General features: G+C 39.9%; 24 protein-coding genes. 15 read left to right on the forward strand and 9 right to left on the reverse strand.

Annotated features, from left to right (window positions below; genetic code table 11):
* Window positions 1-342 precede the first annotated feature (342 nt).
* The 3 genes from ACFSR0_RS03730 to ACFSR0_RS03740 form a co-directional block, all read right to left on the reverse strand.
* Window positions 343-603, reverse strand: coding sequence for an IS110 family transposase (locus ACFSR0_RS03730; RefSeq protein ID WP_379980042.1), 261 nt, complete (start codon window positions 601-603; stop codon window positions 343-345).
* Between the two features lie 431 nt (window positions 604-1034).
* A complete protein-coding gene (locus tag ACFSR0_RS03735; protein ID WP_379980044.1) occupies window positions 1035-1544 on the reverse strand; it encodes an HdeD family acid-resistance protein in 510 nt (169 codons plus the stop codon).
* Between the two features lie 100 nt (window positions 1545-1644).
* Window positions 1645-2499 carry an RluA family pseudouridine synthase gene (locus ACFSR0_RS03740; protein WP_379980046.1) on the reverse strand — a complete coding sequence of 285 codons (855 nt, stop codon included), beginning with the start codon at window positions 2497-2499 and terminating at the stop codon, window positions 1645-1647.
* A gap of 182 nt (window positions 2500-2681) precedes the next feature.
* Here ACFSR0_RS03740 and ACFSR0_RS03745 point away from each other — a divergent pair, with 182 nt between their 5' ends.
* From ACFSR0_RS03745 to ACFSR0_RS03770, 6 genes are all read left to right on the forward strand, one after another.
* Window positions 2682-4856, forward strand: coding sequence for a PBP1A family penicillin-binding protein (locus ACFSR0_RS03745; RefSeq protein WP_379980048.1), 2175 nt, complete (start codon window positions 2682-2684; stop codon window positions 4854-4856).
* 64 nt (window positions 4857-4920) lie between these two features.
* The gene (locus tag ACFSR0_RS03750) at window positions 4921-5268 is read left to right on the forward strand and encodes a YlbF family regulator (RefSeq protein ID WP_007209191.1); all 348 of its coding nucleotides are present in this window, start codon (window positions 4921-4923) and stop codon (window positions 5266-5268) included.
* Between the two features lie 92 nt (window positions 5269-5360).
* A complete protein-coding gene (locus ACFSR0_RS03755) occupies window positions 5361-5747 on the forward strand; it encodes a VOC family protein (protein WP_379980050.1) in 387 nt (128 codons plus the stop codon).
* Window positions 5748-5841: 94 nt separating this feature from the next.
* On the forward strand, window positions 5842-7047 hold the full coding sequence (locus ACFSR0_RS03760; RefSeq protein ID WP_379980052.1) for a metallophosphoesterase family protein: 1206 nt from the start codon (window positions 5842-5844) through the stop codon (window positions 7045-7047).
* Window positions 7047-9704 (forward strand): AAA family ATPase, encoded by a 2658-nt coding sequence (locus tag ACFSR0_RS03765; RefSeq protein ID WP_379980054.1) that lies wholly within the window; start codon window positions 7047-7049, stop codon window positions 9702-9704. The genes ACFSR0_RS03760 and ACFSR0_RS03765 overlap by 1 nt, the downstream gene beginning before the upstream one ends.
* Before the next feature lie 56 nt (window positions 9705-9760).
* Window positions 9761-10708, forward strand: a complete 948-nt coding sequence (locus tag ACFSR0_RS03770; protein WP_379980056.1) for a 3'-5' exoribonuclease YhaM family protein — start codon at window positions 9761-9763, stop codon at window positions 10706-10708.
* 55 nt (window positions 10709-10763) lie between these two features.
* Here the strand turns inward: ACFSR0_RS03770 and ACFSR0_RS03775 are convergent, their stop codons facing one another.
* From ACFSR0_RS03775 to ACFSR0_RS03785, 3 genes are all read right to left on the reverse strand, one after another.
* Window positions 10764-11771, reverse strand: a complete 1008-nt coding sequence (locus ACFSR0_RS03775) for a peptidylprolyl isomerase (RefSeq protein WP_379980058.1) — start codon at window positions 11769-11771, stop codon at window positions 10764-10766.
* 130 nt (window positions 11772-11901) lie between these two features.
* The gene (locus ACFSR0_RS03780) at window positions 11902-12255 is read right to left on the reverse strand and encodes a YtxH domain-containing protein (RefSeq protein WP_379980060.1); all 354 of its coding nucleotides are present in this window, start codon (window positions 12253-12255) and stop codon (window positions 11902-11904) included.
* Window positions 12252-12683, reverse strand: coding sequence for an HIT family protein (locus tag ACFSR0_RS03785; RefSeq protein ID WP_379980062.1), 432 nt, complete (start codon window positions 12681-12683; stop codon window positions 12252-12254). Before ACFSR0_RS03785 ends, ACFSR0_RS03780 begins: the two co-directional genes overlap by 4 nt.
* A 169-nt stretch (window positions 12684-12852) precedes the next feature.
* Here ACFSR0_RS03785 and ACFSR0_RS03790 point away from each other — a divergent pair, with 169 nt between their 5' ends.
* From ACFSR0_RS03790 to manA, 3 genes are read left to right on the forward strand one after another with little or no spacing between them, the layout of a single operon-like run.
* A complete protein-coding gene (locus tag ACFSR0_RS03790) occupies window positions 12853-13707 on the forward strand; it encodes a CppA N-terminal domain-containing protein (RefSeq protein WP_379980064.1) in 855 nt (284 codons plus the stop codon).
* A 24-nt stretch (window positions 13708-13731) separates the two neighbouring features.
* On the forward strand, window positions 13732-14763 hold the full coding sequence (locus ACFSR0_RS03795; protein WP_379980066.1) for a serine hydrolase domain-containing protein: 1032 nt from the start codon (window positions 13732-13734) through the stop codon (window positions 14761-14763).
* Between the two features lie 3 nt (window positions 14764-14766).
* Window positions 14767-15720: a mannose-6-phosphate isomerase, class I gene (gene manA / locus ACFSR0_RS03800; protein WP_379980068.1), complete on the forward strand. Its 954-nt coding sequence runs from the start codon at window positions 14767-14769 to the stop codon at window positions 15718-15720.
* Between the two features lie 204 nt (window positions 15721-15924).
* Here manA and ACFSR0_RS03805 read toward each other — a convergent pair whose 3' ends face one another.
* From ACFSR0_RS03805 to ACFSR0_RS03815, 3 genes are all read right to left on the reverse strand, one after another.
* Window positions 15925-16644, reverse strand: a complete 720-nt coding sequence (locus ACFSR0_RS03805; RefSeq protein WP_379980070.1) for a type 1 glutamine amidotransferase — start codon at window positions 16642-16644, stop codon at window positions 15925-15927.
* Complete coding sequence (locus ACFSR0_RS03810) at window positions 16637-17989, reverse strand: MurT ligase domain-containing protein (protein ID WP_379980072.1); 1353 nt, start codon at window positions 17987-17989, stop codon at window positions 16637-16639. The genes ACFSR0_RS03805 and ACFSR0_RS03810 overlap by 8 nt, the downstream gene beginning before the upstream one ends.
* Window positions 17990-18135: 146 nt before the next feature.
* Entirely contained in the window at window positions 18136-19542 is a 1407-nt protein-coding gene (locus tag ACFSR0_RS03815; RefSeq protein WP_379980074.1) for a TrkH family potassium uptake protein, read from the reverse strand.
* A gap of 167 nt (window positions 19543-19709) precedes the next feature.
* On the opposite strand from ACFSR0_RS03815, the gene lepB reads away from it, so the two are divergent.
* From lepB to ACFSR0_RS03845, 6 genes are all read left to right on the forward strand, one after another.
* Window positions 19710-20279, forward strand: a complete 570-nt coding sequence (gene lepB / locus ACFSR0_RS03820) for a signal peptidase I (RefSeq protein WP_379980076.1) — start codon at window positions 19710-19712, stop codon at window positions 20277-20279.
* 330 nt (window positions 20280-20609) lie between these two features.
* Window positions 20610-22184: an ABC transporter substrate-binding protein gene (locus tag ACFSR0_RS03825; protein WP_379980078.1), complete on the forward strand. Its 1575-nt coding sequence runs from the start codon at window positions 20610-20612 to the stop codon at window positions 22182-22184.
* Window positions 22185-22271: 87 nt separating this feature from the next.
* A complete protein-coding gene (locus ACFSR0_RS03830; protein WP_379980080.1) occupies window positions 22272-23234 on the forward strand; it encodes an ABC transporter permease in 963 nt (320 codons plus the stop codon).
* Window positions 23231-24067: an ABC transporter permease gene (locus ACFSR0_RS03835; RefSeq protein WP_379980082.1), complete on the forward strand. Its 837-nt coding sequence runs from the start codon at window positions 23231-23233 to the stop codon at window positions 24065-24067. Before ACFSR0_RS03830 ends, ACFSR0_RS03835 begins: the two co-directional genes overlap by 4 nt.
* Window positions 24064-24942: an ABC transporter ATP-binding protein gene (locus ACFSR0_RS03840; RefSeq protein ID WP_379980084.1), complete on the forward strand. Its 879-nt coding sequence runs from the start codon at window positions 24064-24066 to the stop codon at window positions 24940-24942. Before ACFSR0_RS03835 ends, ACFSR0_RS03840 begins: the two co-directional genes overlap by 4 nt.
* Window positions 24935-25825 carry an ATP-binding cassette domain-containing protein gene (locus ACFSR0_RS03845; protein WP_379980086.1) on the forward strand — a complete coding sequence of 297 codons (891 nt, stop codon included), beginning with the start codon at window positions 24935-24937 and terminating at the stop codon, window positions 25823-25825. The genes ACFSR0_RS03840 and ACFSR0_RS03845 overlap by 8 nt, the downstream gene beginning before the upstream one ends.

Genomic DNA, 25825 nt, shown 5'->3' on the forward strand with positions numbered 1-25825 from the left:
ACAAAGTTAAAGGGAACGACTCTTACGAGCATAGCTCTAAGCGTTATCGCACTCAATCTGTCAAAATTGACGGCAGATTTTCTGCACACTTTTTTTGAAAAAAAACAAAAATTTTATTTTTGGAAACAATTAGCTGTATTCAAAATGACGTTTAGAGATGCGCCATTTGTTCAGTAGACATTAAATATACTCTTTATAAAAGGAAGGTTGATACTATGCCAAAACGTTATACTGATGAATTTAGTGTGAAAACCAATCTATCTAGGATAATAAGCAATTCAAGAAATAAAGCGCACATCAAATAAACGTCAAAAACTACAGGTCTGACAATAAAAAAAATATTTAGATGAGTGATGCTAAGTCTTTTTTAACAAAATCATCTGGTAATAAACCTTCTGAAATGAGTAATTTGGTTGCTTGTTTAAGTACTTTAGTTTTCTGTTTTTGAACAAGATTGTCTGGCATACTAATCTTATATAAGTCAGTCGAATTCCAAACCTCTCCAGTTGAAAGCATATGGTAGATAGCTGTAAGCATCATCCTTGCGATTGCGATAATGGCGCGTTTCTTTCCGCGTCGTTTGTAAATACGCTGATACTTCAAACGGTAGTGTTTATGGCAGAATAAAAGTACACACGGTTGCACACAAAAGCGCATAGTCCCGCAAATCGCTTAAGCTATAATAAAAAGCCATTGTGGGCAACCTGAAATTCCTCTAAAGTTATGGTTCCGACAACTATAACTGGAGGTAAGAAAGGCAATGCTCACAATGACCAATAGTAATACTATCAGAAATCTACGGAATAATCACGATAAATTCATTGGGCTCATTGTTAGATGAATTTAGCCACTTTCAAGCAATAAAAAAAGGATTCTATGATATTCGGCGTCACTACTCATTTTGAGTAACAACACCAAACATTATAGAACCAATATTTTCAACTATTCAATAGGTATTATTTAGTTTTTGCGACTGCACCACATGATACAGACAGTCGCAACCTTCCTTCTTTAGAAATCATTTTAAGAAGAAACTAAAAGGCGGCGATAATGTAAGAAATACCTGTCATCATAAAATAAAAGCCAACCAAGAAAGCAAGTGTAAAGGCTGCTGTAACAGGGTTAAAGAAGAGACTGATACCAATTATGACACAAAGACAATTTAAAATAATGGAAAACCAATAATATCCTGTGCTAATTGCTTTGTAAGAATCCGCCACAACGAGTTCAGAGAGTGAATCGAAAATAAACCAGATTGCAAAAATGAAAGGGAGGGCAATTAGGCCAACGGAAACGTTAAATAATAAAAACACCCCTAATAAAATATCGACAATACCAATTAGAAATAAAAAGCGATGTTTATTTTCTGTAAATCCTTCTAACCGACTACGAAAGCCCAATTCCATTACCCCTTTAAAAATAGCTAAAAAGGCAAAAACATAAACCAATGCGACCAAATTTCCTCCAGGATTTCTAAAGGATAACAACGAAACAAAAATAAAAAATAACACCAACAAAAAGTATCCCAAATTAAATGTTCTCATTTTCTCATCTCCTTTCCTCTTTATCTTAGCGCACCATAAGAGAAAAGTGAAAAAATACGACCTTGAATTTATCTATATGAATCGTAAAAAATAAAGGATTCTACCAAAGAGAATCTGGTGAAGTTATCGTCATTTCTTTTTGCGTGAAAGGGTGAATAAAATGCATTTGATACGCGTGAAGAAAAAGTCGATCGGCTGGTTTCTTTTGATAAAGTGGATCACCAATAATAGGATGGCCGATACTAGCGAGATGGACTCGAATCTGATGTGTTCGACCCGTTTCTAGTTGACAGGTTATGTTCGTTGTTCGAGAGTGAACCTGGACTATATGGATATGTGTGATAGCTAACTGTCCTTGCCGTTCATCGATTACGCGTTTGCGACGGTCGTGACGATCACGACCAATTTTTTTGCGTATCGTACAATCATTTGCTAATTTACCTTCCACGATGGCTTGATAAATACGATAGATTTTTTTTTGCTCCAATAGGCGGCCTAAAATCGGCAAAACAAGAGGATTTTTAGCAAATAAAATGACACCACTTGTTTCTTTGTCTAAGCGGTGTACGACGTAAGCCCGTTGCTTGGTTGGAGAAAGGTAAGCTTGTACATCATTTAGTAGGGTATTTGTTTCGTTGGGTTGATTGGGATGAGTCTTTATGCCCAGAGGTTTGTTCACAATCAACAAATGATTATCTTCAAATAAAACAACAACGCGGTTCGCTTGGCCCAATGCAACGGGTTGATAGCTATAATCGTCTTCCTCTAAACGCAACGTCACACAATCACCTGCTTGCACTTCTTGGTGAAACATGGCAAGCTGCCCGTTTACCCAGACGTGTTTGCGGGTACGGAGAAAATGCCGTACTTTTCTTGGAATGAGCCACTGTGATTCCAGTAAGTCACGAATAGTGATGGTTTGTTGCGAGGGTGGCAACATAATCTGATAGTCCATAAGGTTCCTTTCTTTTGCTAAACGTGGATGTTTAAGGTTTTTTTAATAAAAAAGTAATCTTTTTCTAGTAAACAAATGATACACTAATTGAGATCAGATGAGAAGGAATTTCCTTCCTAAGACGTATGCTGTCTTTTCTTTATTTCGGTATAGTAGGCGTATAGAGGTAACGGAGGAAAAAAATGGACGTGAAACAATTCTTGGCTGTGTTATGGCAGACCATTAAAACATATAGCAAACGCTTTTGGGTGTGGATCAAACCATACTTGCACCAATTTCATTTATGGCGCAAACGTATTTGGAAAAAATACCATATACATAAAATCTTTTTTTTAGTAACGTTAATCTGTTTGTTGTGTGTAAGTGTGTACTTATTTTATGTTGCAAAGACAACCAATGTCTCTGAACTTGAATCAGGGTTGAAAGAATCAACGTTGATTTACGATGAAAAAGGTGAAAGTGCGGGTAAATTGTATGCGCAAAAGGGGACGTACATTGATTTAAAAGAGATGTCACCAGCGTTAGTCAATGCAGTGATTTCAACCGAAGATCGCAACTTCTATACACACCATGGTTTTGACATCAAAGGAATCGCTCGTGCGGCGGTCCGAATGGTTATCAATCGTAGTACGGCTGGTGGTGGTGGGAGTACCATTACCCAGCAATTGGCAAAAAATGCGTATTTGACATTGGATCAGACCTTTACAAGAAAAGCCAAAGAAATTTTTTTAGCAATTGAAATCGAAAAGCACTACTCGAAAGATGAAATTTTGACGATGTATTTAAATACTTCCTATTTTGGTAATGGAGTTTGGGGAGTACAAGATGCAGCTCAAAAATACTTTGGTGTCGACGCTAGTCAACTATCTGTTGGCGAAGCAGCAACGCTCATTGGCATGTTAAAAGGACCATCTATTTATAATCCGATTGATCATTTAGAAAATGCCACCAATCGCCGTGATACCGTTTTGCAATCAATGGTAGACAATCATAAGTTAAGTGCGGATGAGGCCAAAGAACAAACAGCTGTTTCCTTGCAGAGTTTAGTGAATGATACGTATCAAGCATCCACTGATAACTATCAATATCCTTCTTTTTTTGATGCGGTGATTAATGAAGCGGTGGATGAGTATGGCATCGATGCGGATGATATTATGAATCGGGGCTACAAAATTTATACGACATTGGACCAAAACCAACAAAAAGCCATGCAAGAAACGTATGCAGTAGATGGATATTTTCCAGAAAATGCCTCAGATGGTGCGATTGTACAATCGGCAACGGTCGCAATCAATCCCAATAATGGTGGAGTTACCGCATTAGTCGGTCGCCGTGGTGAATCCGTTTTTCGAGGGTTTAACTTTGCCACTCAAATGAAACGTTCTCCGGGATCAACCATTAAGCCACTAGCTGTCTATGCACCAGCTTTGGAAAAAGGCTATACTCCGGCAAGCATTTTACAAGATAGTCCACAAAGCTATTATGATGCACAAAATTATAGTCGCACCTATTCGGGAGAAGTACCGATGTATCAGGCTGTCGCTCAAAGTTTGAATTTGCCGGCTGTTTGGTTGTTGCATGAAATAGGCTTAGAAACTGGCTACAACAAAGCCAAAGAATTCGGTCTTTCATTGACCGCTGATGACAAGTATTGGGGATTGGCCTTAGGTGGTCTACAATATGGTGAATCACCATTAACAATGGCCGCGGCCTACAGTGTCTTCGCCAATGGTGGGACATATTACAAACCCCATTTGATCACGAAGATTGTCGACTCAACGGGTGCAGTGATTGTTGACAACACTGAGGTCAAAGGAAAACGGGTTGTATCTCAAAAAGTAGCGAATGCGATGACTAGTATTTTACTAGGAACGTATTCTCACGGAACAGGTTCGTTAGCCGATCCTTATGGCTATACTGTTGCAGGAAAAACGGGTACGACTGAAACCGGATTTGATGCAAGCAAGGTGAATGATCAATGGGTGATTGGCTATACGCCAGACTTAGTGATGGCCACTTGGTTGGGCTTTGAAAAGACGAGTGCTGAACATTATTTACACGGCACGAGTGAAACCGTCGCAGGGTTGATTTTTAAAAAAGTTGCGGAAAGTGTATTACCTTATACCAAGGGCACCAGTTTTGAGGTGGCTGATGCTTACGACACAGGTGGGAAAGTGTTAACACCGAAAGAAGCCAAAGAGCAGTCAGGGGAATCCACGGACAATGATTGGCAAAAGGGATTAGATGACTTTACCGAAAAAGCCAAAGAAGGGTTAACAGATTTTGGAAATACAGTTAAGGAAAAATCAAAAGAGCTTTGGAATAACCTCTGGGGGAAAATCCAAGAAAATCAATAAAGGGTTTTGTCAGAGCTTTCATAAGATGGTAAAATAGAGAAAGAAGAATGAATGGAGGAACATCATGACAGCAAATATTTATGATACAGCAACGCAATTAGAACGAGAAATTCGGGCAACTGATCAATACAAAGCCTTGCAAGAAGCATTTGCAAATTTAAAAGAAAAAACGGAAGCCTATGCCTTATTTAAAGAGTTTCAAGCCTTTCAACAAACACTTCAACAAAAAATGATGAGCGGCGAAGAGATGACGGAAGAAGATGCTCAAAAAGCGCAAGAATTAACAACAGCTGTTCAAGCCGAAGCGGGGATTGCAGAGTTAATGGAAGCCGAGCAAGCCTTTAGCTTATTGGTGAATGATATGAACAAGATTGTTATGGCACCAGTTCATGAATTGTACGAAGGTGAATAAAAAACGTTCATACTAAAATAAAGACAGTCGTTCCACATTTAGCACGAACTAAATGTGAAACGACTGTTGTTTTGTAGAAAGAGTGGGAGAGCATGAACCATATTGAAATTTATGTAGCCAATCTTGCTAACACGGTCCAATTTTATCATTGGTTGTTGGTTTGTAATTTGGCATTCGAACTGGATACTCATTGGGTGAATGGCGTAACGTTCCGTCAAGATGATTGTTACTTAGTTTTTGTTGAAGTAGCCAAAGAAAAACAATCAATGGGTTATAATCGTACGCACATAGGACTGAATCATTTGGCTTTCTGGGCAACATCTCGGCTGAAGGTTGATCAAATACATGATCAATTGACCATCATAAATCCCACAACGTTACTTTATGATCAATTGTATCCATTTGCAGGTGGACAGAATCATTATGCGGTCTATTTTGAAGATCCAGATCGAATTAAATTGGAAGTGGTTGCCGTCTAAATCAGAAAAAATACGAACAAGTTTTCGCGTTTTTTCTGACTTTTGACAGAGAACATGATAAAATAAAGGAATAAACGCAAAGGAGTCATACAGAATGGTACGGTTTATTCATGCTGCCGATTTGCATTTCGATCGGCCATTTGAAGGCCTGTCTGCTCTTAAAGAGTATCAAGCCTTTTTTTTAGAGTACAATCAACAGATGGTGCAAACGCTTGTCGATGTTGCACTAGAAGAAGCGGTTGATTTTTTAGTATTGGCGGGGGATACGTTTCACCAAAACCGTCCAACATTAAAAATGCAACGCTTATTTTTTGAACAAATGGATCGTTTAGCGCAGCGAAATATTCCAGTCTATCTTTGTTTTGGCAATCATGATTATTATGATCCGACTCGCTATTGGTTTGATTTTCCTAAAAATGTTCATTTATTTACATCAGAGGAGGTCGCAACCATGATGGGGGAGACAGCAGAACATGAACGTTATGCTATCAGTGCGTTCAGTTACTGTCATCCATGGATTCGCACGACAAAAGCCAGTGAATTTCCGCCGCGTATGGCTGTCGATGTGCACATTGGCATGTACCATGGGGAAGTGGGGGTATCTGGGCAATACGCACCATTCCAAGTAGCAGATTTGCAAACCAAAGGCTATGACTATTGGGCGTTAGGGCATATTCATGTTCCCACTAAGTTAGCCAGTCAGCCTCCGATCTGTTATCCGGGGACCCCGCTCGGTCGAAATAAAAAAGAAGACAAAATTGCAGGAATTCAACTTGTTACCATCCATCCACAACAGGCACCTATCATCGAACAAATTTCTGTTGCTGGGATTCATTGGCTTACCGGACAACTATCTTTAGCTGGCTGTTCATCGAAAAAAAACGTCTTGGATCGCTTGCTGAGTGAACCAATCCATTCTCGCCCATGCTTTTTACAGTTAGAACTTTTTGATACGGACGATTTACCAAGTGATTGGTTATCACCCGTCGAAAAGCAAGAGCTGTTAGCTTATGTGAATCAAAGGCAAGGTGAGCAGACAACCCAGTGGTTATACGATGTCACAGTGGTTAAAGAAGCACAGCAGGACCAAGGCAGTCCGCTATTACTTGATTTTGCTGAATGGCAACTTTTGTATCAGACCTATCAAGAACCCACTGTTTTTCATCAAACTGTTGAGGAATTGTGGACGCAACCGGTTTTGAGTCAGCTGTTTCAGACTACCTCTTTCCAAAAAAAGGTATTAGCCAATGTTCAACGCCGCATCTACGAAGAATTTGATGTGAAAGAGGAGGGGGAATAATGCATATTATAAAAGCCGAAATTGTTGGTTTCGGCGCCTATCGTCAGCGAGAGTTTACCTTTTCAGCAGGCAATCAATTGATTTATGGGGAAAATGAAGCGGGGAAATCCACTCTTTATCAGTTTATCCAAGCGATGCTCTTTGGGTTTCCTAAGAAATCCACTAAAAAACGAGACTATACGCCGACAGATGGAGCTGCCTATGGGGGACGTTTATGGATAGCGACTCCCCAATATAAATCGATTAAAATCGAGCGGTTCCGTCAAGCAAATCGGGGAAAAGCTCGCGTATGGCTTGGTGAATTAGAGACAACGGAAGAACACTTACAAACGGTATTAGGTGGACTGACATTAGCAATGTTCCAAGAAATCTACACCTTCCAACAAGAGCAACTGTCCAAACTTGATCACTTACAAGAAGACGAATTGCATCAAGCACTGTTATCAATAGGAATTAGTGGAAATCAGTCCATCATGTCCAGTATACAAGCCGACAAAAAAAATAATCAGGCACTCTTCCGTCCAAGAGGGCAACGGTTGCCATTAAATCAACTGATTCAACAATACAAACAGTTGCAAGCGCGCATTCAAGTTAAAGAACAACAAGAGGCTCAAGTCCAAGCAAAAGTGCAACGAGTTGGGCAAATTCAACACGAAATGGAACAAATGAATCAAACGTCAACAGCGCTACACGAGCATGCTCAGCAATATGAGCAGCAGACACTTCATTGGAGTCTCTATGAAGAATGGCAAATGCTCAGACAAACATTGCCTAAAGAAGAAAACCTAGCAACACCAGAGCTGACACGACGAGTACAACACTTTTACCAGCGTTATCAAGATGTGACAGCAACGATTCAAAAACATCAAGCTGAAATAGCCCGATTGGAGCAAGGCAACACTTCTGAACGGTACTTTTTTTACTTAGAACATGAAGCAACGATTCAGCAAGTGAGCAAAGCACAAGTCGAATTGGCGCGAATGGTTGATCAAGTAGCGCAACAAACGAATACGTTACAAGTAAAGCTGCAGCAACAACAAAAGTTGGAAGCAAAATGGGGATGGCAAACCAATCATCCACCTGCCCTTGCCCAACAAGCAATTTATGATCAATTAGCAACGATAAAAAAATTACAACAAGAAAGTCAACTGCTTCATGAACGAAAGCGCTGGATAGCTGAACAACAAGTAGCAACTCAAGAAAAGCAAATGAGTGAAATTGATCACTATCAGGCGAAAAAGGATTATGCAAAACCCTTACGTATCGTGGCAATTGTAGCGCTTGTTTTGGGCGGCATAACCGTTTTAATAAGGGGACTGGGACCAAGTATTTTCTTCATGCTTTTAGGAATAAGTAGTGGCATCATGTCCTATCGTCTATCATCATCAAAAAATACCCAGTCAGTGTATGAGTCTTCTTCAGAGGCATCCAAAAGGCAAACAAACTATGAGCTGGAATTGCAAGATCTGAGTGATCAACTGCTGGGAAAACAAGAAGCATACGAACAATTGGTGCACCAATTATATCCTTTCTTTGGAGAGCAAGTTCCAGTTGATGAGTGGCCATTCATCGTGCAACATTACGATGAAGAAGTGCAAATATATTTGGATTTGTTACAAAGTTTGCCACCATTGCGCCAAAGCATCAACACTATACAGACCAAATTAGCGGAAAAGGAACAAATTTGGTCTGATTTTGGGGAATGGCTACCGTTGGCCAAGTTACCTTTAATGGAGCAAGTGACGAAGATTTTGGCTTTTGGCGAAGAAATGCAGGCGATTAAAATAGAACGTTTGCAACAACCCAGTACGCTATTAGCCAAACAAGTACAACAATTGCAACTCGAACGGGAGCAGTTAATCAAAACACACGATGCGTTGTTGCATCAATTAGGAATTGAGCAACCAACAGATATCCCAATGTGGATGAGACAGTGGGAAGAATATTGGCAACAGCGGAAGCGTGAGAAAGAACTGGCTCAGATGTTAGCTGGTATCTATCCTCAGCAAATAAAAAAAGATGAGCTAGCAACGCTCGTGCAAAAAAATCACCAACAACAAATGGACCTCAAACACCAAAAAGAGTTGTTGGTAGCTGAACAACAAAAATTGCGACTGGAACTGGCTCAATTGCAAGAAGATGGGACCCTTGATGAACTTTACCAACAGCGTGTTTTGCTTGAAGACGACTTGCAAGAAAGTACTACACAATGGGCAAGCAATCAACTTCATGCAGCGATGCTTGGGGACCTAGCCACCAATCGATCCGAACAACAATTACCACAATTAGTGCAAAAAGCAGCGCACTTCTTTCAAATTTTGACGAGAAATCATTATCAAAAAATTTGGTTTGATGAAGGACTATTGTTTGTAGCAAATGAGAAACAGACGTTTGATATTTACCAATTGTCCACAGGAACGAAAGATCAGTTGATTATGGCCATTCGCTTTGCGTATCTTTCTTTACAGGGCAATGAAACGTTATGTCCAATAATGATTGACGACGGATGGCTGCATTATGATTACCAACGAAAATATGATTTAGCACAACTTTTTAAAGAATTTGGAAAAACGATGCAGGTCATCTGTTTATCCTCCGACCGAGAAATGGTAAGCTATTATCAGGAATTGGACCAAATGCAAATGTCCATCGAATGAAAGGATGTGAATTCTAGCTTTGTTGAATGCTGTGCATCCACAAAGCTAGCCACGTAATGAAAAAAATTAGAGAATTAACCCTTGATGAAACCTTTCAATTATTTGTTTTAATCAAGCAAGCAGATGTTCGAATTGCCAAAAATGGCAAAAAATTTATTGCCTTCACGTTTCAAGATACGAGTGGCACAATTGATGGTAAATTTTGGGATGCATCCGAAGAGGAAATTCAAAAATTTTCAGCGGGAAAAGTGGTTTGTCTTGATGGAAAACGAGAAGTCTACCAAGGAAATCCACAGGTGAAGATCTTTCATTTGCGGTTACCAAAAGACGAAGAACCATCCGATGCTAGTTTATTTATGGAACGCGCCCCTGTGAAACGGGAGGAGATGGAGGCATTCATCAGCCAAACGTTATTTGAAATTACGAATCCTCATTGGAATCGCATTGTTCGGTATTTGTTCAACCAATACAATCGGGAATTTTTTGAGTACCCAGCAGCAAAACGTAACCATCATGCGTTTGCTGGGGGCTTGGCTTATCATACAACGACAATGTTGCACTTGGCAAAAGCAATGGTAAGTCAATATTCCCAACTAGATTCTGCTTTGCTTTATGCTGGCGTTTTGCTTCATGATTTAGGCAAAGTGATTGAGCTATCTGGTCCAGTGGGAACGGAATATACGTTAGTAGGAAATCTAGTGGGTCATCTTGTTATTGTGGATGAGGAGATTACAAAAGCTTGTGTGGCCTTATCGATTGATCCGGCTAGTGAGGATGTTGTGTTGCTCCGGCACATGGTGTTGGCCCATCATGGATTATTAGAATATGGCTCGCCAGTACGCCCACACATCATGGAAGCTGAAATTTTACATCAAATTGACAACCTCGATGCTTCGATGCAGATGATGAGTACAGCCATTAGTCAAACAGAACCAGGAAGCTACACTGAACGAATTTTTGGTTTAGATGGCCGTAGTTTTTATGTACCGAAAATAAATGAGTAAATAGCAAAAAAAAGTAGTTGAAATGACCACAGTCATTTCAACTACTTTTTTTTAATTATTTGGATGAAGAAGTTGTATCTGAAGAAGATTCAGATGTTTCGCTAGTAGAAGACGTTGTTGCTGAACTTGAAGTAGATGAAGTTGAGCTAGATGACGTTTTCGTTTCAGCGGCATCAATAAAGGTTGATAAGATATTACTGAAAGATTTATCAACAATTTTTACATTTTGATCTTTCAAGACTTGACCAATTACTTTCGTTGAGAAGGTTGAGTCACTTACTTTTGCATCTGTTGCGATGGTTTTCAAGGTCTTTTTGTATTTATCCATGTCGTTACCCTTGGAAGATGTTTTCACCATTTTAACAATGTAGTAGCTTTGCGTATACGTAGATGCATTTGTTACCGTAATTGGATCAGAAATTTCACCATCTTTTAATTTCCATGCTGCTGCTTGAACTTCAGCAGGGATGGTCGTAGAGGTAGAATCGAAGGTTACTTTTCCTCCATCTTCTTTTGTTGTGCTATCTGTAGATTTTTCTTTAGCAATCTTAGCAAAATCTGCGCCATCTTTGCTAGCTTCTGTTTTTACTTCTTTTGCTTCATCTTCAGAGGCAACTTGGATGATTTGAGCTTCAACTTCTGGATGGAAGGATTCCCAAGCAGTTTTGTAATCAGCATCTGTCAATTTTACGTGTGCTTTTAAGCCTGCTTCCATTGCAAGTTGTTGTTTGATTGCCTTTTTATAAGAATCTTTTGTGTAGCCAGCTGATTCCAATTGTGATTCAAATGAATCGCCGTATTGTTTGGCTGTTTGGTTGTATTGTTTATCAATTTGTTTTTGTGATACTTTGTCACCATATTTATCTTCAAATGCTTGATAGATAATCATGTTACGAGCCAGTTGTTGATTGGCAGAGGTTAATTTTGCTTCTGCATAAAAATCAGAAACGGTAATTTTATTGCCTTTCATGGTAGCAATTGTTTCGTCATTCGAACTAGAACAAGCGGCTAAGGTTAACACGCTAAAAAGTCCTAATGTTGCCAAAAGTAGTTTTTTCTTCATTTTCTTAAGCACTCCCATTTTCTATTAAAAATAATCACAACAACTACTATAACATATTTTTAATAGAAAAAAAGAAATCGGTAAATGTTTCAAATAAAATTCATATAAATATCATGTTTTCTTTAGGAGTTTACTTAGTTGAAGCAAATTTTTGCTTTGCTTCTTGGACATGTTGGCTTAAAATTGTTCGTTGTTCTTCGATGCGTTTGATTCTAGGTTCCGCTTGAAATTGGAAGGCATCGATATCCTTTTGAATTGCTTGAGAGACAGTAGGAATCGTTTGGGCAACGAGTTCGGATGTTTCTTTCACGGTTTTTTGAAATTCTTCTACGTGATTTTTAAACGTTTTGGTTGAATCAGTGACATCAACGACATATTGATCAATTTGGTTTTGAAGTTCTTTGCCTTTTTTGGGGGCAAAAAATATCCCCAGGCTACCGCCTAATCCGGCACCAAATAACAATCCTTTAAAAAATGATTTCATTCACTTTTCACCTGCGCTTTGATTTTTGCCGCCAAAGTAGCCAGGTCTTCTGCACGATAATTTTCCATATGGTTGCCAAAATGTATGGCAAAATCATCTTCTTTTCCATACCGAGGAATTAAATGAATATGGGAATGGAAAACAGATTGATAAGCAATCTCTTTGTTGTTGTTAATAATGTTTAAGCCTTCCATCTCAGGAAAACTAGCTTCCAAGGCACGTGCAATCTTAGGGATACGTGAAAAAACATCAGCGGCTAGTGTTTCATCGTATTCAAAAATATCGGATACATGTTTTTTCGGAATAACCAGTGTATGCCCAGGTGTGACTTGCGTGATGTCTAAAAAGGCATAGACTTTGTCGTCCTCATAGACTTTGTGACTAGGAATATCGTGAGCTAAAATACTACAAAAAATACAGTTTTCCATTAAAATAGCCTCCTTAAAAACAATGTTTGTTTACAAACAGTGTACCATATTCCCTAAAATTCCGTAAAAAAAGTGAATAGGGGAAGGAAAAGAATCATTCAACTAGTATAGAGTGAGGTTTCCGATTTTTTTCGGGTATTGCTTGCTAGAAAAGAAGTTTATCAGTAAAATGAAGCAAGAAACTTTGAGAGGAGATATTGAGGAAATGGGGCAATTTCAGCTTGGACCAAGTGCAGAGCTACTATCAGTGGCTATTCGAGTGAAAGACCGTGACAAAATGATTGCGTTTTATCGTGATATCATCGGTTTTTCTTTAAAGAGTGAAGAAAATGCATTGGCAATTATGGGGACGGATCAGCATCCCGAGGAACGGTTTTTATTGGAGGAAAGTCCGCGGGCACAGGATTATTTTGGGAAAACAAAAAAATTGCATCATCTAACCCTACAAGTTCAATCACTTGCGGAATTAGCAGCGATTGCTGCACGATTAGCCAAAGTGGCAGATCAGCATTACCAAATTGAGGTGACAGATTCAGTTATCGAAGTCAAAGTAGTCGATCCAGAAGAAAATCAATGGGTGATTTGCTATCAAAAAAAGGCCTCAGACCAAGTAATTACAAGTTCAGAGGAATTAGTTACAGAGCAAACAGACGCAAGTATTCGTCTGGCTGAAACGATTCAATTCGTCTCTGTTGCATTAAATGTGCACGACATGGAGGAAGAGGTGGCGTTTTTAACGACGAATATGGGACTAAAAAACAATAGTCAGGAAAAAACGGTTCACGTGCCTTCTGTTTCATTTTCAGTGGTAGCCAACCAAGTATCTGATCCAACGGTTAAGCTGGCTAGTCATGAGGTGATTGGTTTAGAGTTTATCAAGTTTAGGATGGACCAAAAAGATCTACTTGCTTTGGAAGAAAATTTAGTCGCTTCCAGCAAAGATTTCTTTATTGATCAGAAAAAAACAATTCTGACCGTCTATGATTCAGTAGGGGTCGAATGGTGGTTTGAACAAAGCAAGTAGCCTTGTAGTAGTCAAACAAAAGAGGTGAGCAAGCTGTTTGAAAAAACATTAGCCTTAATGGAGCGCCAAAGAAGAGCAGGTGTCTACAGTGGTTATCTCGTTAGTTTCTTAAATGAAGGAAAAAGCGAACGCACGCTGAATGGATGGGCGGCGACTGTACCGACAACGGAACGTTTGACGGAGCACCATTCTTTTGACGTGGCTTCGTTGACAAAAGTGATTGGCACGACAAGCGTGCTTTTGCGCTTACTTGATCGCAAAGAGATTCAGCTAGATGATCCATTGCAGATGTATTTACCGGAATATGTGGATTCACGAGTGACCATCAGACATCTGGTTACACACACCTCTGGGATTCATACGTGGATTGCTCATCGGAATCAACTCTCCGCATCAGAACTCAAAGCAACCTATCTGCAGCAGCGAGCATCATCCGAAATTGGGCAGCGGGTACAATATACTGATACAGGCTTTCTTTTATTAGGCTTTATGTTAGAAACCATATATGGAGGGATACCGTTAGCGGATATTTTTCAACAAGAAGTGTTTACCCCCCTACATATGATGGATACATCGCTTGGATATTCGGGCAACTTGGATGAAGTTGTCCCGACAGAACAGCTCGTAGATGGTCAGGTTCTTAGAGGAATCGTGCATGATCCCAAAGCACGAATTCTGGGGGCACATGCCGGCAATGCGGGAATTTTCTCAACGCTAGCTGATTTGGAAACATTTGGACAGATGTATTTGCAAAATGGCGGGAGCTATTTATCCACGGAAGTGATGCGCCTGACACAAGAGGATCAAACACCGAATCATCAGGGACGAAGGAGCTTGGGATGGCAGCTACTTGGAACGAATCAACAGCCAAAGCTATTTCATACCGGTTATACAGGAACTTTTTTGCTACTTGATTGTCATAATCAAACGGGGATGATTTTTTTATCTAACCGGGTTCATCCACGAGATGAACGACAAGGCTATATCGAACAACGAAATCAATTGGTCACTTGCTATAGGAATGAGCAAAATGAACAAGCGGAAAGTGAGGAGTAAGAGATGGAACCTTTGTTTTTACAACCAGTATTTCAAGAAAAAATTTGGGGTGGCACGCGATTACACGATGTCTTTGGCTTTGATTTGCCAAGCGATAAAATAGGGGAAGATTGGGCGATTAGTGCGCATCCACATGGTGTCAGTACAGTTACAAATGGTCCATTTAAAGGTAAGAATTTAGCAGATTTGTGGCAAGAGGAAAAAGCATTGTTTGGGTACCCAACAGAAGCAGTTTTTCCTTTGTTAATCAAAATTCTAGATGCCGAGGATGAACTATCTGTACAGGTCCACCCGGATGATGCCTATGCAAAAGAACATGAAGGAGAACTTGGGAAAACGGAATGCTGGTACGTGATTGATGCACAACCGGGGGCGGAAATTATTTATGGGCATCATGCCAAAACAAAGGCCGAGTTTGCTCAAATGATTGAACACGAGGAGTGGGATCAATTGTTCCGCAAAGTTCCTGTTCGCAAAGGTGATTTCTTTTATGTTCCTAGTGGGACCATTCATGCCATCGGAAAAGGAATTTTAATTTTGGAAACCCAACAAAGCTCGGATACTACCTATCGGGTCTATGACTATGATCGTGTTGATGATGCTGGCAACAAGCGGGAGCTGCATATTCAACAATCGATTGATGTTTCCACAATTCCAGCTACGTATCCAACTCCGTCCATCCAAGAAGAGCGGAAAGGACAGTCTACCATTACAACGTATTTACAAACGGATTTTTTCAACGTCTATGAATGGGATATTCGAGGTGAATTACCTTTCAAGAAGCAGGCTCCATATACACTGGTTACTGCTATTTCAGGTTATGGAACACTGATTGTTGAAGGGAACACGTATGAATTACAACCAGGCACGAGTTTTATTTTACCAAGTCAGATTGATGAATGGAAAATCGAAGGCGATGTGCAATTGATTGCTTCCGAACCTGGAGCCAAAGAATAAAAAAAGGGATAAACGAAAAAAAGTTTTTGTTTTTATGGTTCATTTAAGCAAGCCAAGCTATCCTTTAGGCATACCCAAACAAACCAAACTTTTTTTCATTTCTTTCTCCCTAGCTTACTAGCCCCCAACTAGTAAGCTTTTTTTTTGAAAAAAAACGTGAAGCAAGCACTCAGTTGTTGAGTAGACTTGCTTCACGAAAACAGTTTAGTTGCTCGTTGCTTGAGGTGTTGGGTGTGAAAGAGTTGGCAAATCATTTAGAGCTTTTTCACCGTATTTTTTAACTAGAGCTGTCTTGAGAAGACGTTCTGCTAGAATCGGATTTCTTGCTAGCAACGGTCCATGGAAATAAGAACCGAAGACATTTCGATAAATAACCCCTTCTGACTGATCCTCCCCATTGTTGCCATTTCCTTGGATAATGGTTCCTAACGGTTTTTCTCCGTCACCAAGAAATGTTCGACCATTGTGATTTTCAAAGCCGTAATAGGTTTCGTTGAAGGCGTCATTGTGAATGACAATATCGCCGATGAAACGGTGATTGTCTTGACTTAATGTATAGTGATTCAAGGCGCCAATGCCAGCAATTTTTTCGCCATCTGCTCCAATGTAGTAATGACCAAGTAATTGGTATCCTCCACAAATAGCTAACATGACACCATCATTTTCAATGTAGGAAGTTAACGCTTCTTTTTTTGCTTGGATATCTTTTGAAACAATCATTTGCTCGTAATCTTGTCCACCGCCAAAAAAAACCAATTGGTAACGTTCAGCATCAAACGGTTCATGAATGCTCACAACTTCCATTTCTAATGCAATCCCAAGTTGTTTGGCTACATAATTGAGCATGAGGATATTCCCGTTATCTCCGTACGTATTTAATAAATTGCCATATAAATGAGCCAATCGTAGGCTGTAATTAGTCATTGCTCATTCCTCCTTTGATGATGCCTTTTTCAGCTAGTCGTTTGCGCAATTGTAAAACGGCGGTGTACGTTGCCAAAATATAGACGTGTTTGGTTGGTAAATGAGGAATTTGTTGAATGGTATCATCGATATTTGCAACTTCTGTGATGTGTGATTCAGGAATACCAGCAACTTTCAATCGTAACGCCATGTCTTTGTGACGATCACCCCCAGCAATCACTGCAGGAATGTCCATGTCAGCGAGGGCTTCATGATTACCATCCCATATCCAACTAACATCAATTCCATCAGCATAATTGGCGTTTAGTAAACAAACGAGTGAGAATTCTTCCGGTGTGAGACCAATCATATCAATGACTTGATTCAAGCCAACTGGATTTTTTACGAGGACAAGGGTACATTCTTTGTCGCCTAATTGAATGACTTCTTGTCGTCCAAAAACTTTTTCATCATAGGCTAAACCTGCACGAATTTTTTCAGGAGAGACATGGTAATGTTCTGCCACAGCCGTTGCAGCTAACGCATTATATATGTTGTATAAGCCACCTACTTCAATATGATAAGGCTCGCCATCAATCACAAAGGATGCTTGTTTGTTGGTCATTGACGTTAACTCAGTCAGGCGATAGTCTAATTTTGGCCGCTTAAATGAACAATTGGGACAATAATACTTTCCAAGATTCGCATACGTGAGCATTTTATAATGAAGAATGTGCTGACAGTGTGGGCAAAGGACATTATCGGTATTGTAATGTGCCATTTGTTCTTGGTCTGGCAAATGATCGAATCCATAAAAAAGTTGTGGATTGACTGTTTTCAAAGAATGAAAAATGGGCGCATCGCCATTTGCTAAAATGAGGGCTTTCGGTGACTGGGCCGCCCCTTCGACAATCATTTTATAGGTTGTATAAATTTCCCCGTAGCGATCCATTTGATCACGAAAAATATTGGTGAAAACGAAGAGTTCTGGTTTGATATATTTGGTGACCTCGCGAAGACTGGCTTCATCTATTTCTAAAACTGCAAATTTCTTTTGCCCTTTTTTGGCACGTGCAGAAAGAAAGGTGGAGACGATTCCTTGAACCATGTTTGCACCAGTGGGATTCGTTAAAACATTGTCAAATTCTTGACGTAAAATATTTACAGTTAAAGCAGTTGTCAGTGTTTTTCCATTTGTCCCTGTTACAACAACTACTTGGTAATCTTTTGCAAGTTGATCTAATACCTTTGGATCGATTTGTAAGGCTAATTTGCCTGGAAGGCTCGATCCTCCTTTAAAAAATGTTTTTAAAAGCCATTGTGAGCTCTTTCCCACAAGAATAGCGACCGCACTTCTTATTCCCATAATTTCCTCCAATAATGACCGATTTCCATTTGAACGTGTATAATCTTATCACAAATTTTCTTCCAACGCTCTTTCAACAAGAAAAAAAACGGAGAGCCACAGAATGCAATGAATTTTCGCCGACTACCCAATGATTCAAAAGAACGTTAGCCAATAATAATTTTTTCCGTTGGGTACTGATAGCCTAAGTCTCGTTTTTCTTTTGGAACAAATAACAATAATGTGTATAACATCCCAATGCGCCCAATGAACATCAACAAAGCAATCACAAGTTTTCCTACAGTCGATAACTCGGGCGTAATGCCCAACGACAATCCGGTGGTCCCAAAAGCAGAAGTAACCTCGACAATGATGGAAATTAAAGGCAAATCTTCCGTTGAGCTTAAAAATAAAACGCAGAAAAGACACATCGTTAGAGACAACATGAAGACAGCAATGGATTTTTGAACATCATCATCGGCAATTTTTCGACCAAAAACATTGACATGCTTTTCTCCTTTTAAAAAGGACACCAAGTACAAGCCAATAATGGCCACGGTGGTCGTGCGGACACCACCACCAACTGAGCTAGGACTACAACCGATAAACATTAAGACCGAAAAAAGCATTAAAGTGGTGATTTGAAATTGATTCAAATCGTGAATTTGGAGTCCGGCATTTCGAGTAGTCATAGAATAGAATGAGCTATTTAAGAGCTGTTCGCCGAATGACATTCTAATAAATAGGTGATCTTTTTCTAAAAAATAAATAGCCAGTGCACCACCAATGAACAAAACTACAAACGCCAAACAGGCAATCTTCGTAAAGAGAGAGAAGCGAAAAGGGAGTCGGCTTCGTTTTTTATGAAGAAGGTAAAGAAAATACTCATGAACATCCATTAACACTGGAAACCCAATACCACCAATAAAGATTAAAACCATGATAGCAATTAAAAATAAGCCATCTTTGGCAAATGGGAGAATGGAGTCGCCGGTTACATCAAATCCTGAATTGGTAACTGCTGAGATAGCTTGATAGAAACCATAGAAAACAGCAGAGGACCACTGAGTATAGTATCCTCCCAATTTAAAATAGAGGGCAAATAAACTACCCGCGAGAAGCTGCACAATCAATAAAATGGTAAACGTCGTACGAATCATTTTTACAATGCCGCTTAGTCGAGGCTGGTTCATGTCTGTCATGATTAATTGCCGTTGTTTCAATGAAATTTTTCGTCTCGAAACAATAGCAAAAAAAGTAGAAAACATCATGATACCGAGTCCACCAATTTGAAAAAGAACTTCTAATAAAATAATCCCATGATGATTAAAAACATCCGTCAATGAAATCGTCGTTAAACCAGTTACACTGACTGTACTAATGGCTAAGAAAAGCAAATCAATGAAGGAAACCTGATGATTTGGCACCCGAAAAAAGGGCAAATAAAATAGAATAAGTGCAATGATAGCCATGGCAAGATAATAAAAGACAATGATTTGAATCGATGAAATATTCTTCGATAAAAAATGCTGTCCTTTGCGCTGTGTCAGCTGGGAAAATCGTTGGAAATTCATCAGAAAACTCCTTTATTATTCAGTATAGTTAGTATAGCAAATTTTCTTCGTACGTTGACAAGATTCAGTGAAAACATTGCGAAATTCTTAATAACAAATGATGGGCAGTTCTTTCTTTTTAGGATATGCTATACTAAAAGAAGAAAAAAAGAAGAGGAGTCAGTCTAGTGAAAAAATTTTTGAGTGATTGGGGTCTTTTTATTGTTATCATCCTTCTTTTTTTGGTGATTCGTTTCTTCATTTTCACGCCTGTCCAAGTAAGTGGACACTCAATGGATCCCACACTTGCCGATGGTCAACGACTAATCGTCAATAAGTTGGCTAACATTGAACGCTTTGAGATTGTGACCACCAAAGAACCAGATGACCAAGATACAACGGCTGTGAAACGAGTGATTGGGTTACCAGGGGATACCGTGAAAATGAGTAATGATGTACTAACTGTTAATGGCAAAATCTACAAAGAACCTTATCTTGATCAATTTAAGCAAGCCTTTGCCAAAGAAAAATTACAAACAGAATACAGCTATAGTACGTTGTTCCAAGAACGAGCGAATGCAGCCACTACGTTTACTTCCGACTTTGAAGTAACGGTACCAAAGGATAGCTATTTTGTTCTAGGTGATAATCGATTGGTTTCAAAAGATAGTCGAATTTTTGGTTTCGTGTCCAAAGCTGATATCCAAGGGGAAGTGGTCGTGCGATATTGGCCAATTAAGAAAATCAAATTATTTTAAAAACGTTTGAAGAAGAGAGACTCGAATTCATTTGGTGATTGCACCAAATGAATTCGAGTCTTATTTTGGTTTAAAGTGTGGGGGGCTTTTTTGCGAGGAGTGTTGATTGCGCGATAGAAAAAAAGAATCAATCTCAGGTACGGCATTGTTTTTTTGAAGGAAAGGACTGTACTTACGACCCATTTGTGATAGATAAAAACTATAGCAGTGAACAGTCTGACGTAGGAGAATGCGGGTCATTTGACAAAGAGATGTCATGTTGATTAAAGTACGATTATTATCATACAAATAGCATCTAGAATTTTGTTTTGGGAAGAGGAGAATGTATTCATGGGGAAAAAGAAATGGTTAATAGCGGGCTTGGTCGTTTTGGGGCTTTTTTTAGCTGCTTGTGGGGGAAACTCATCCAACTCAACGACGACAACATCGAAAGCATCAAAAAATGATGCTTCTACATTTACCTATGCCATTAGTGGGGATCCAAGTTCCATGAATCCAATCAATACGAGTGATCGTTGGGGCTTAACTGTCGCAAATATGATTTATTCGCCATTAGTTGCCATCGATGGCGAAGGCAATTCAGAGAATGTATTGGCGGAATCGGTTGAACCAGCAGCGGATGGCAAGTCAGTAACAGTGAAATTAAAGAAAGATGTTAAATGGTCAGATGGTGAACCACTTACTGCGGATGATGTCGTGTTTACCTACACCAAAAAAGCAGATAAAGCAAATGGCAATGCCGATAGTTTATGGATTGGTGATCAAGCCATCAAAGCGGTGAAAGTGGATGATTATACGGTACGCTTTGATTTTCCAACTGTTAGTGCAGCAGCCGTTAATAATATTGTCACGGAAACATTTATCATTCCGGAACATATCTACAAAGATGTGACTGATTTTTCGGTCAGCGAATTACCAAAATCGCCTGTCGGAACAGGACCTTACAAACTAAAAGAATACAAACGAGGACAATATCTACAATTTGAAGCCAACGAAAATTATTTTGGCACAAAACCAAGTATTAAAAACGTGACGTTACAAATTATCGAAAGTACCAATACAGCCAAAGTTGCTTTACAAAAAGGTGAAGTCGATGCAACAGTCGTGTTGCCTTCAGACATTAAAGATTTGGATACAAAAGCAATTAACACTTACGCATACAGTGAAAACCGGGTTGGCTACCTTGGATTGAACAGTCAAACAGAACAGTTAAAAGATGTAAAAGTACGTCAAGCAATCTTTTATGCTTTAAACAAAGATGAAATGAATAAAGCAGCTTATTTGGACAAAAAATATTATGCTACACCAGATTCATTTTTACCGCCAGCCAACAAATTTGCTAGTGATGATGTTGAAACATACAGTACCGATGATGCAAAAGCCAAAAAATTATTGGCTGAAGCGGGTGTCTCTGACTTAAAAATTAATTTAGCATTCACGGCGTCTGATCCAGCGCAAAGTTTGCAAGCAACCTTAATCCAACAACAATTAGCCAAAGTTGGGATTACAGTTGAACTACAAGGTGGCGATGGCACGGCAATCTACACGGAGCTACGTAAAGCCGATTCGACCAAGTACAATATGTTCTTAGGTGGCTACATTATGGGAAATGACCCCGATCAATATGCACGCTTGTTTAAATCTGGAGGAGGGTCAAACTATTTCAAATTAGCGAATGCGACCGTCGATCAATTATTTGATCAAGGTGCGGTTGAGCTGAATGAAACGAAACGCCAAACGATTTATGATGATTTGCAAAAAGAAATTGCAGATCAAGCCGTCATTTATCCGATTGTTGACAACAAAAAGATTTTAGCTGCTAATAAACGTATTCAAGGAATTGATGAGGCCAAATTAGTTCCAATCTATACGTTTGAAGATATGGCAAAATTAACGATTAAGTAAATGATTGTCAGGCTGTGCCAAGAAAATGCGATTTCTTGCACAGCCTGTTTTGTCTGATTAATTGAAAAAGGAAAGAGATGTGAACGCATGTTACGCTACATATTGAAACGATTGGTACAAGCTATTCCGTTGCTATTGGTGATTTCTTTTATCGTTTTTTCATTGATTCACTTAGCACCTTATGATGTGATTGATTCGCTAACGACGCCCAACATGTCCCCTGAGCAGGTGGCTGGTTTGCGGCAACGTTATGGATTAGACAAACCTTTTTTGGTGCAATATTTTTTGTGGATGAAACAAATTTTTCAGGGTGATTTTGGGTATTCGCTGGCTTCGCAACATAGCATTGCGGATGATTTGGCAACCAAAATCCCAAATACGATTCGGTTGGTGTTGCCTGCGTATGTGACGGCCCTTGTTTTGGCTATTATTTTAGGATTAGTAGCGGCCGCCAATCAAGGCAAATGGGTGGATCGGGTCATTGATGGTATTGCGTCGATTGGGATTGCCGTTCCGTCTTTTTGGCTGGCAATGTTGTTGATTTATTATTTTGGGTATCGTCTAAATTTATTCCCAATTATTGGCATGCAAACAGTTGGAAAAGCATGGAGCCTAAGGGATTATTTGGCACATTTTATTTTGCCATATACAACCTTGACCATTGTCTTTTTCCCAGAATTATTGCGTTATATCCGTGCGTCTGCGATGAAAGAGGTATCGGAGGATTATGTGATGGTCCAGAAGGCATTTCATGCGACCAAATGGGAAATTTTTAGTCATCATATTAGTCGGAATGTTCTGATTCCAATTGTGACACAAATTGGGATGGCGTTGCCCATGCTGGTCACGGGGGCAATTATTACTGAAACGATTTTTGGCTGGCCGGGTGTTGGACCTTACCTAATGAGTGCGACCAAAAGCTTAGATTATCCAGTGATTATGGCTGTGATGCTTTTCTCGGCCTCATTGGTCATCTTAGGAAACTTGCTAGCTGACGTGTTGTATTCCGTCGTTGACCCTCGAATTCGTAAAGGAGGGAGCGCAAAATGAGTGCGATTCAATCATTTTTTAAAAGTATCCTACGACATCCTTTGTACCTACTGTCTTTTCTTTTTCTAGCAATTTTGGTGGTGCTCTCACTCATTGCACCATTGTTGCCATTGGATCCGACCTTAACGAATGTGAGTCAAATGTCACAACCCCCTAGTTGGCAGCATTTATTTGGGACTGATGAAGTGGGCCGTGATTATTTTATTCGGGTTGTGTACGGTGGCCGTGTTTCCTTATTAGTCGGAGTACTTGCAATGTTGACAGCTACTTGTATCGGTACCATCATTGGACTGGTAGCAGGCTATTTTGGTGGCTGGGTGGACAATGTGTTGATGCGATTTGTTGATGTTTTGTCTGCGATTCCTTGGTTAGTCTTAGTGATTGTGTTAAGTGTCTTTTTAAAACCAGGCTTGACGACGATTGTCATTGTGATTGGTGGTTTTTCTTGGATGAGTATTGCTCGCTTGATTCGCGGGGAGACACTATCAGCAAGAGAACGGGACTACGTGGCTTATGGGAAATTCATTGGGCAAAAACCGGCAACGATTATTGTAAAACATGTTTTTCCTGCTGTTTTACCAACTTTGATTGTGGCAGCGACAACGAGTATTTCGAGTGCCATTATGACAGAATCGGCTTTGAGCTTTTTGGGCATGGGCATTCAACAACCAATGTCTTCATGGGGAAGTTTGTTGCAAAATGCGCAAGCAACGTTACAAAGTGCACCGTATATGGCAATTTTACCTGGTTTGTTTGTGGTCTTAACGGTCTATTCATTTAATAACCTAGGGGACTTTGTTAAGAGTCGGTTACAAGGAGGAGAAGAGCAATGAGTTCATTGTTAGCAGTCAACCAATTGTCAGTGACAATTGAGACAGGGAAAGATGCGCGGCAGACACTGGTTCATCCTCTTTCCTTAACGATTAACAAAGGTCAGGTGATTGGGATTGTTGGGGAATCTGGTAGTGGAAAAAGTATGACGATGAAAAGTTTACTGGATATTTTGCCACAAAAAGCAGAGGTCACTTACGACTCATTTGAGTTTGCTGGTCAATCGGTTACCCCCAAAGAGCGCCTGCCGATTTCGATGATTTTTCAAGACCCAATGACCTCCTTAAATCCCGTGCGGACAATTGGGTATCATTTGATTGAAGTGATTCGGCGTCAAACGTATGTTTCAAAAAAAGTGGCTCGTGAGCAAGCAATTCAAGAATTAGCGAAAGTCGGAATTCCTTTACCGGAAAAACGGATGAAACAATACCCCCACGAACTTTCAGGAGGGATGCGGCAACGGGTTATGATTGCGATGGCATTATTGGCGAAACCTCAATTGCTGATTGCAGACGAACCGACGACCGCATTAGATGTGACCATTCAAGCACAAATTTTAACACTGATTCAGCGTTTGCAGAAAGAAGAAGAACTGTCTGTCTTTTTGGTTACTCATGATTTTGGTGTGGTAGCAGGAATGTGTGATGCCATCAAAGTGATGTATAAGGGACATGTAGTTGAAGAAGGGCTGACGGACGAAATATTTTATCATCCAGCACACCCCTATACCAAACAGCTTTTAGCAGCCGCTCATTTAGGAGACAAAGAAACACCCGAATTGCCGACAACTTATCAATCCCCCTCTTTAGGAGAATTGGTTGTTACGCAACTTTCACCCACTCATCGTGTTTGGTTAGGAGGGATTGTTCATGAATAAAGAACCGCTTATACAAATTAAACATGCCAACAAACTCTTTAAAACACGTAATTGGCGGGGGCAATTGACAGAAGTTCAAGCAGTCAACGACGTCAGTTTAACGATTTATAAAGGAGAAACGGTTGGATTGGTCGGTGAATCAGGAAGTGGCAAAACAACACTTGGACGTGGCATTTTGCAGTTAGAGCCGTTTACTTCGGGGCAAGTATTGGTTGATGGAGAAGATGTTCAGACCATGACTACCAGTCAAAAACAGACCCTTGCTCAAGAGATGCAGATTATTTTTCAAGATCCCTATTCGGCACTTAATCCACAAATGACAGCCTTGGAATTGGTAATGGAGCCTCTGTTTCGAGAACCCAAAGAACTAGCTAGGGAAAAAGCACTGGCACTTTTAAAGATAGTGGGGATTGAAGGCGAAGCAGTTCATAAGTATCCACGAGCATTTAGTGGTGGACAACGGCAACGAATTGGAATTGCACGGGCTGTTGTTGGACAGCCACGCTTTATTTTATGTGATGAACCAACCTCTGCTTTGGACGTCTCAATTCAAGCACAAATTATGGCGCTGCTCGTTCGCTTACAGCGAGAGTACGCACTGTCTTATCTGTTTATCTCACATGATTTATCAGTGATACGCCATATTTCCGATCGGATTGCTGTGATGTACCAAGGTCAATTGGTTGAATTGGCTTCAACCAGAGAGCTGTTCGAGCATCCACAACATGCGTATACGAAAAAATTATTGGCGGCTGCCCCCGTTGCAGATCCCAAACTAGCACGACGGCAAATGCAACAAGAACAGGTGCAAGAAATTATTACGTTAGGGCCTGACTTTGAATGGAAAGAAGTCCGACCAAATCATTTTGTAAGGAGTGAATAA

Origin of the sequence: Enterococcus camelliae (assembly GCF_042685105.1) — a bacterium.
Classification (GTDB): Bacteria; Bacillota; Bacilli; order Lactobacillales; family Enterococcaceae; genus Enterococcus_G; species Enterococcus_G camelliae.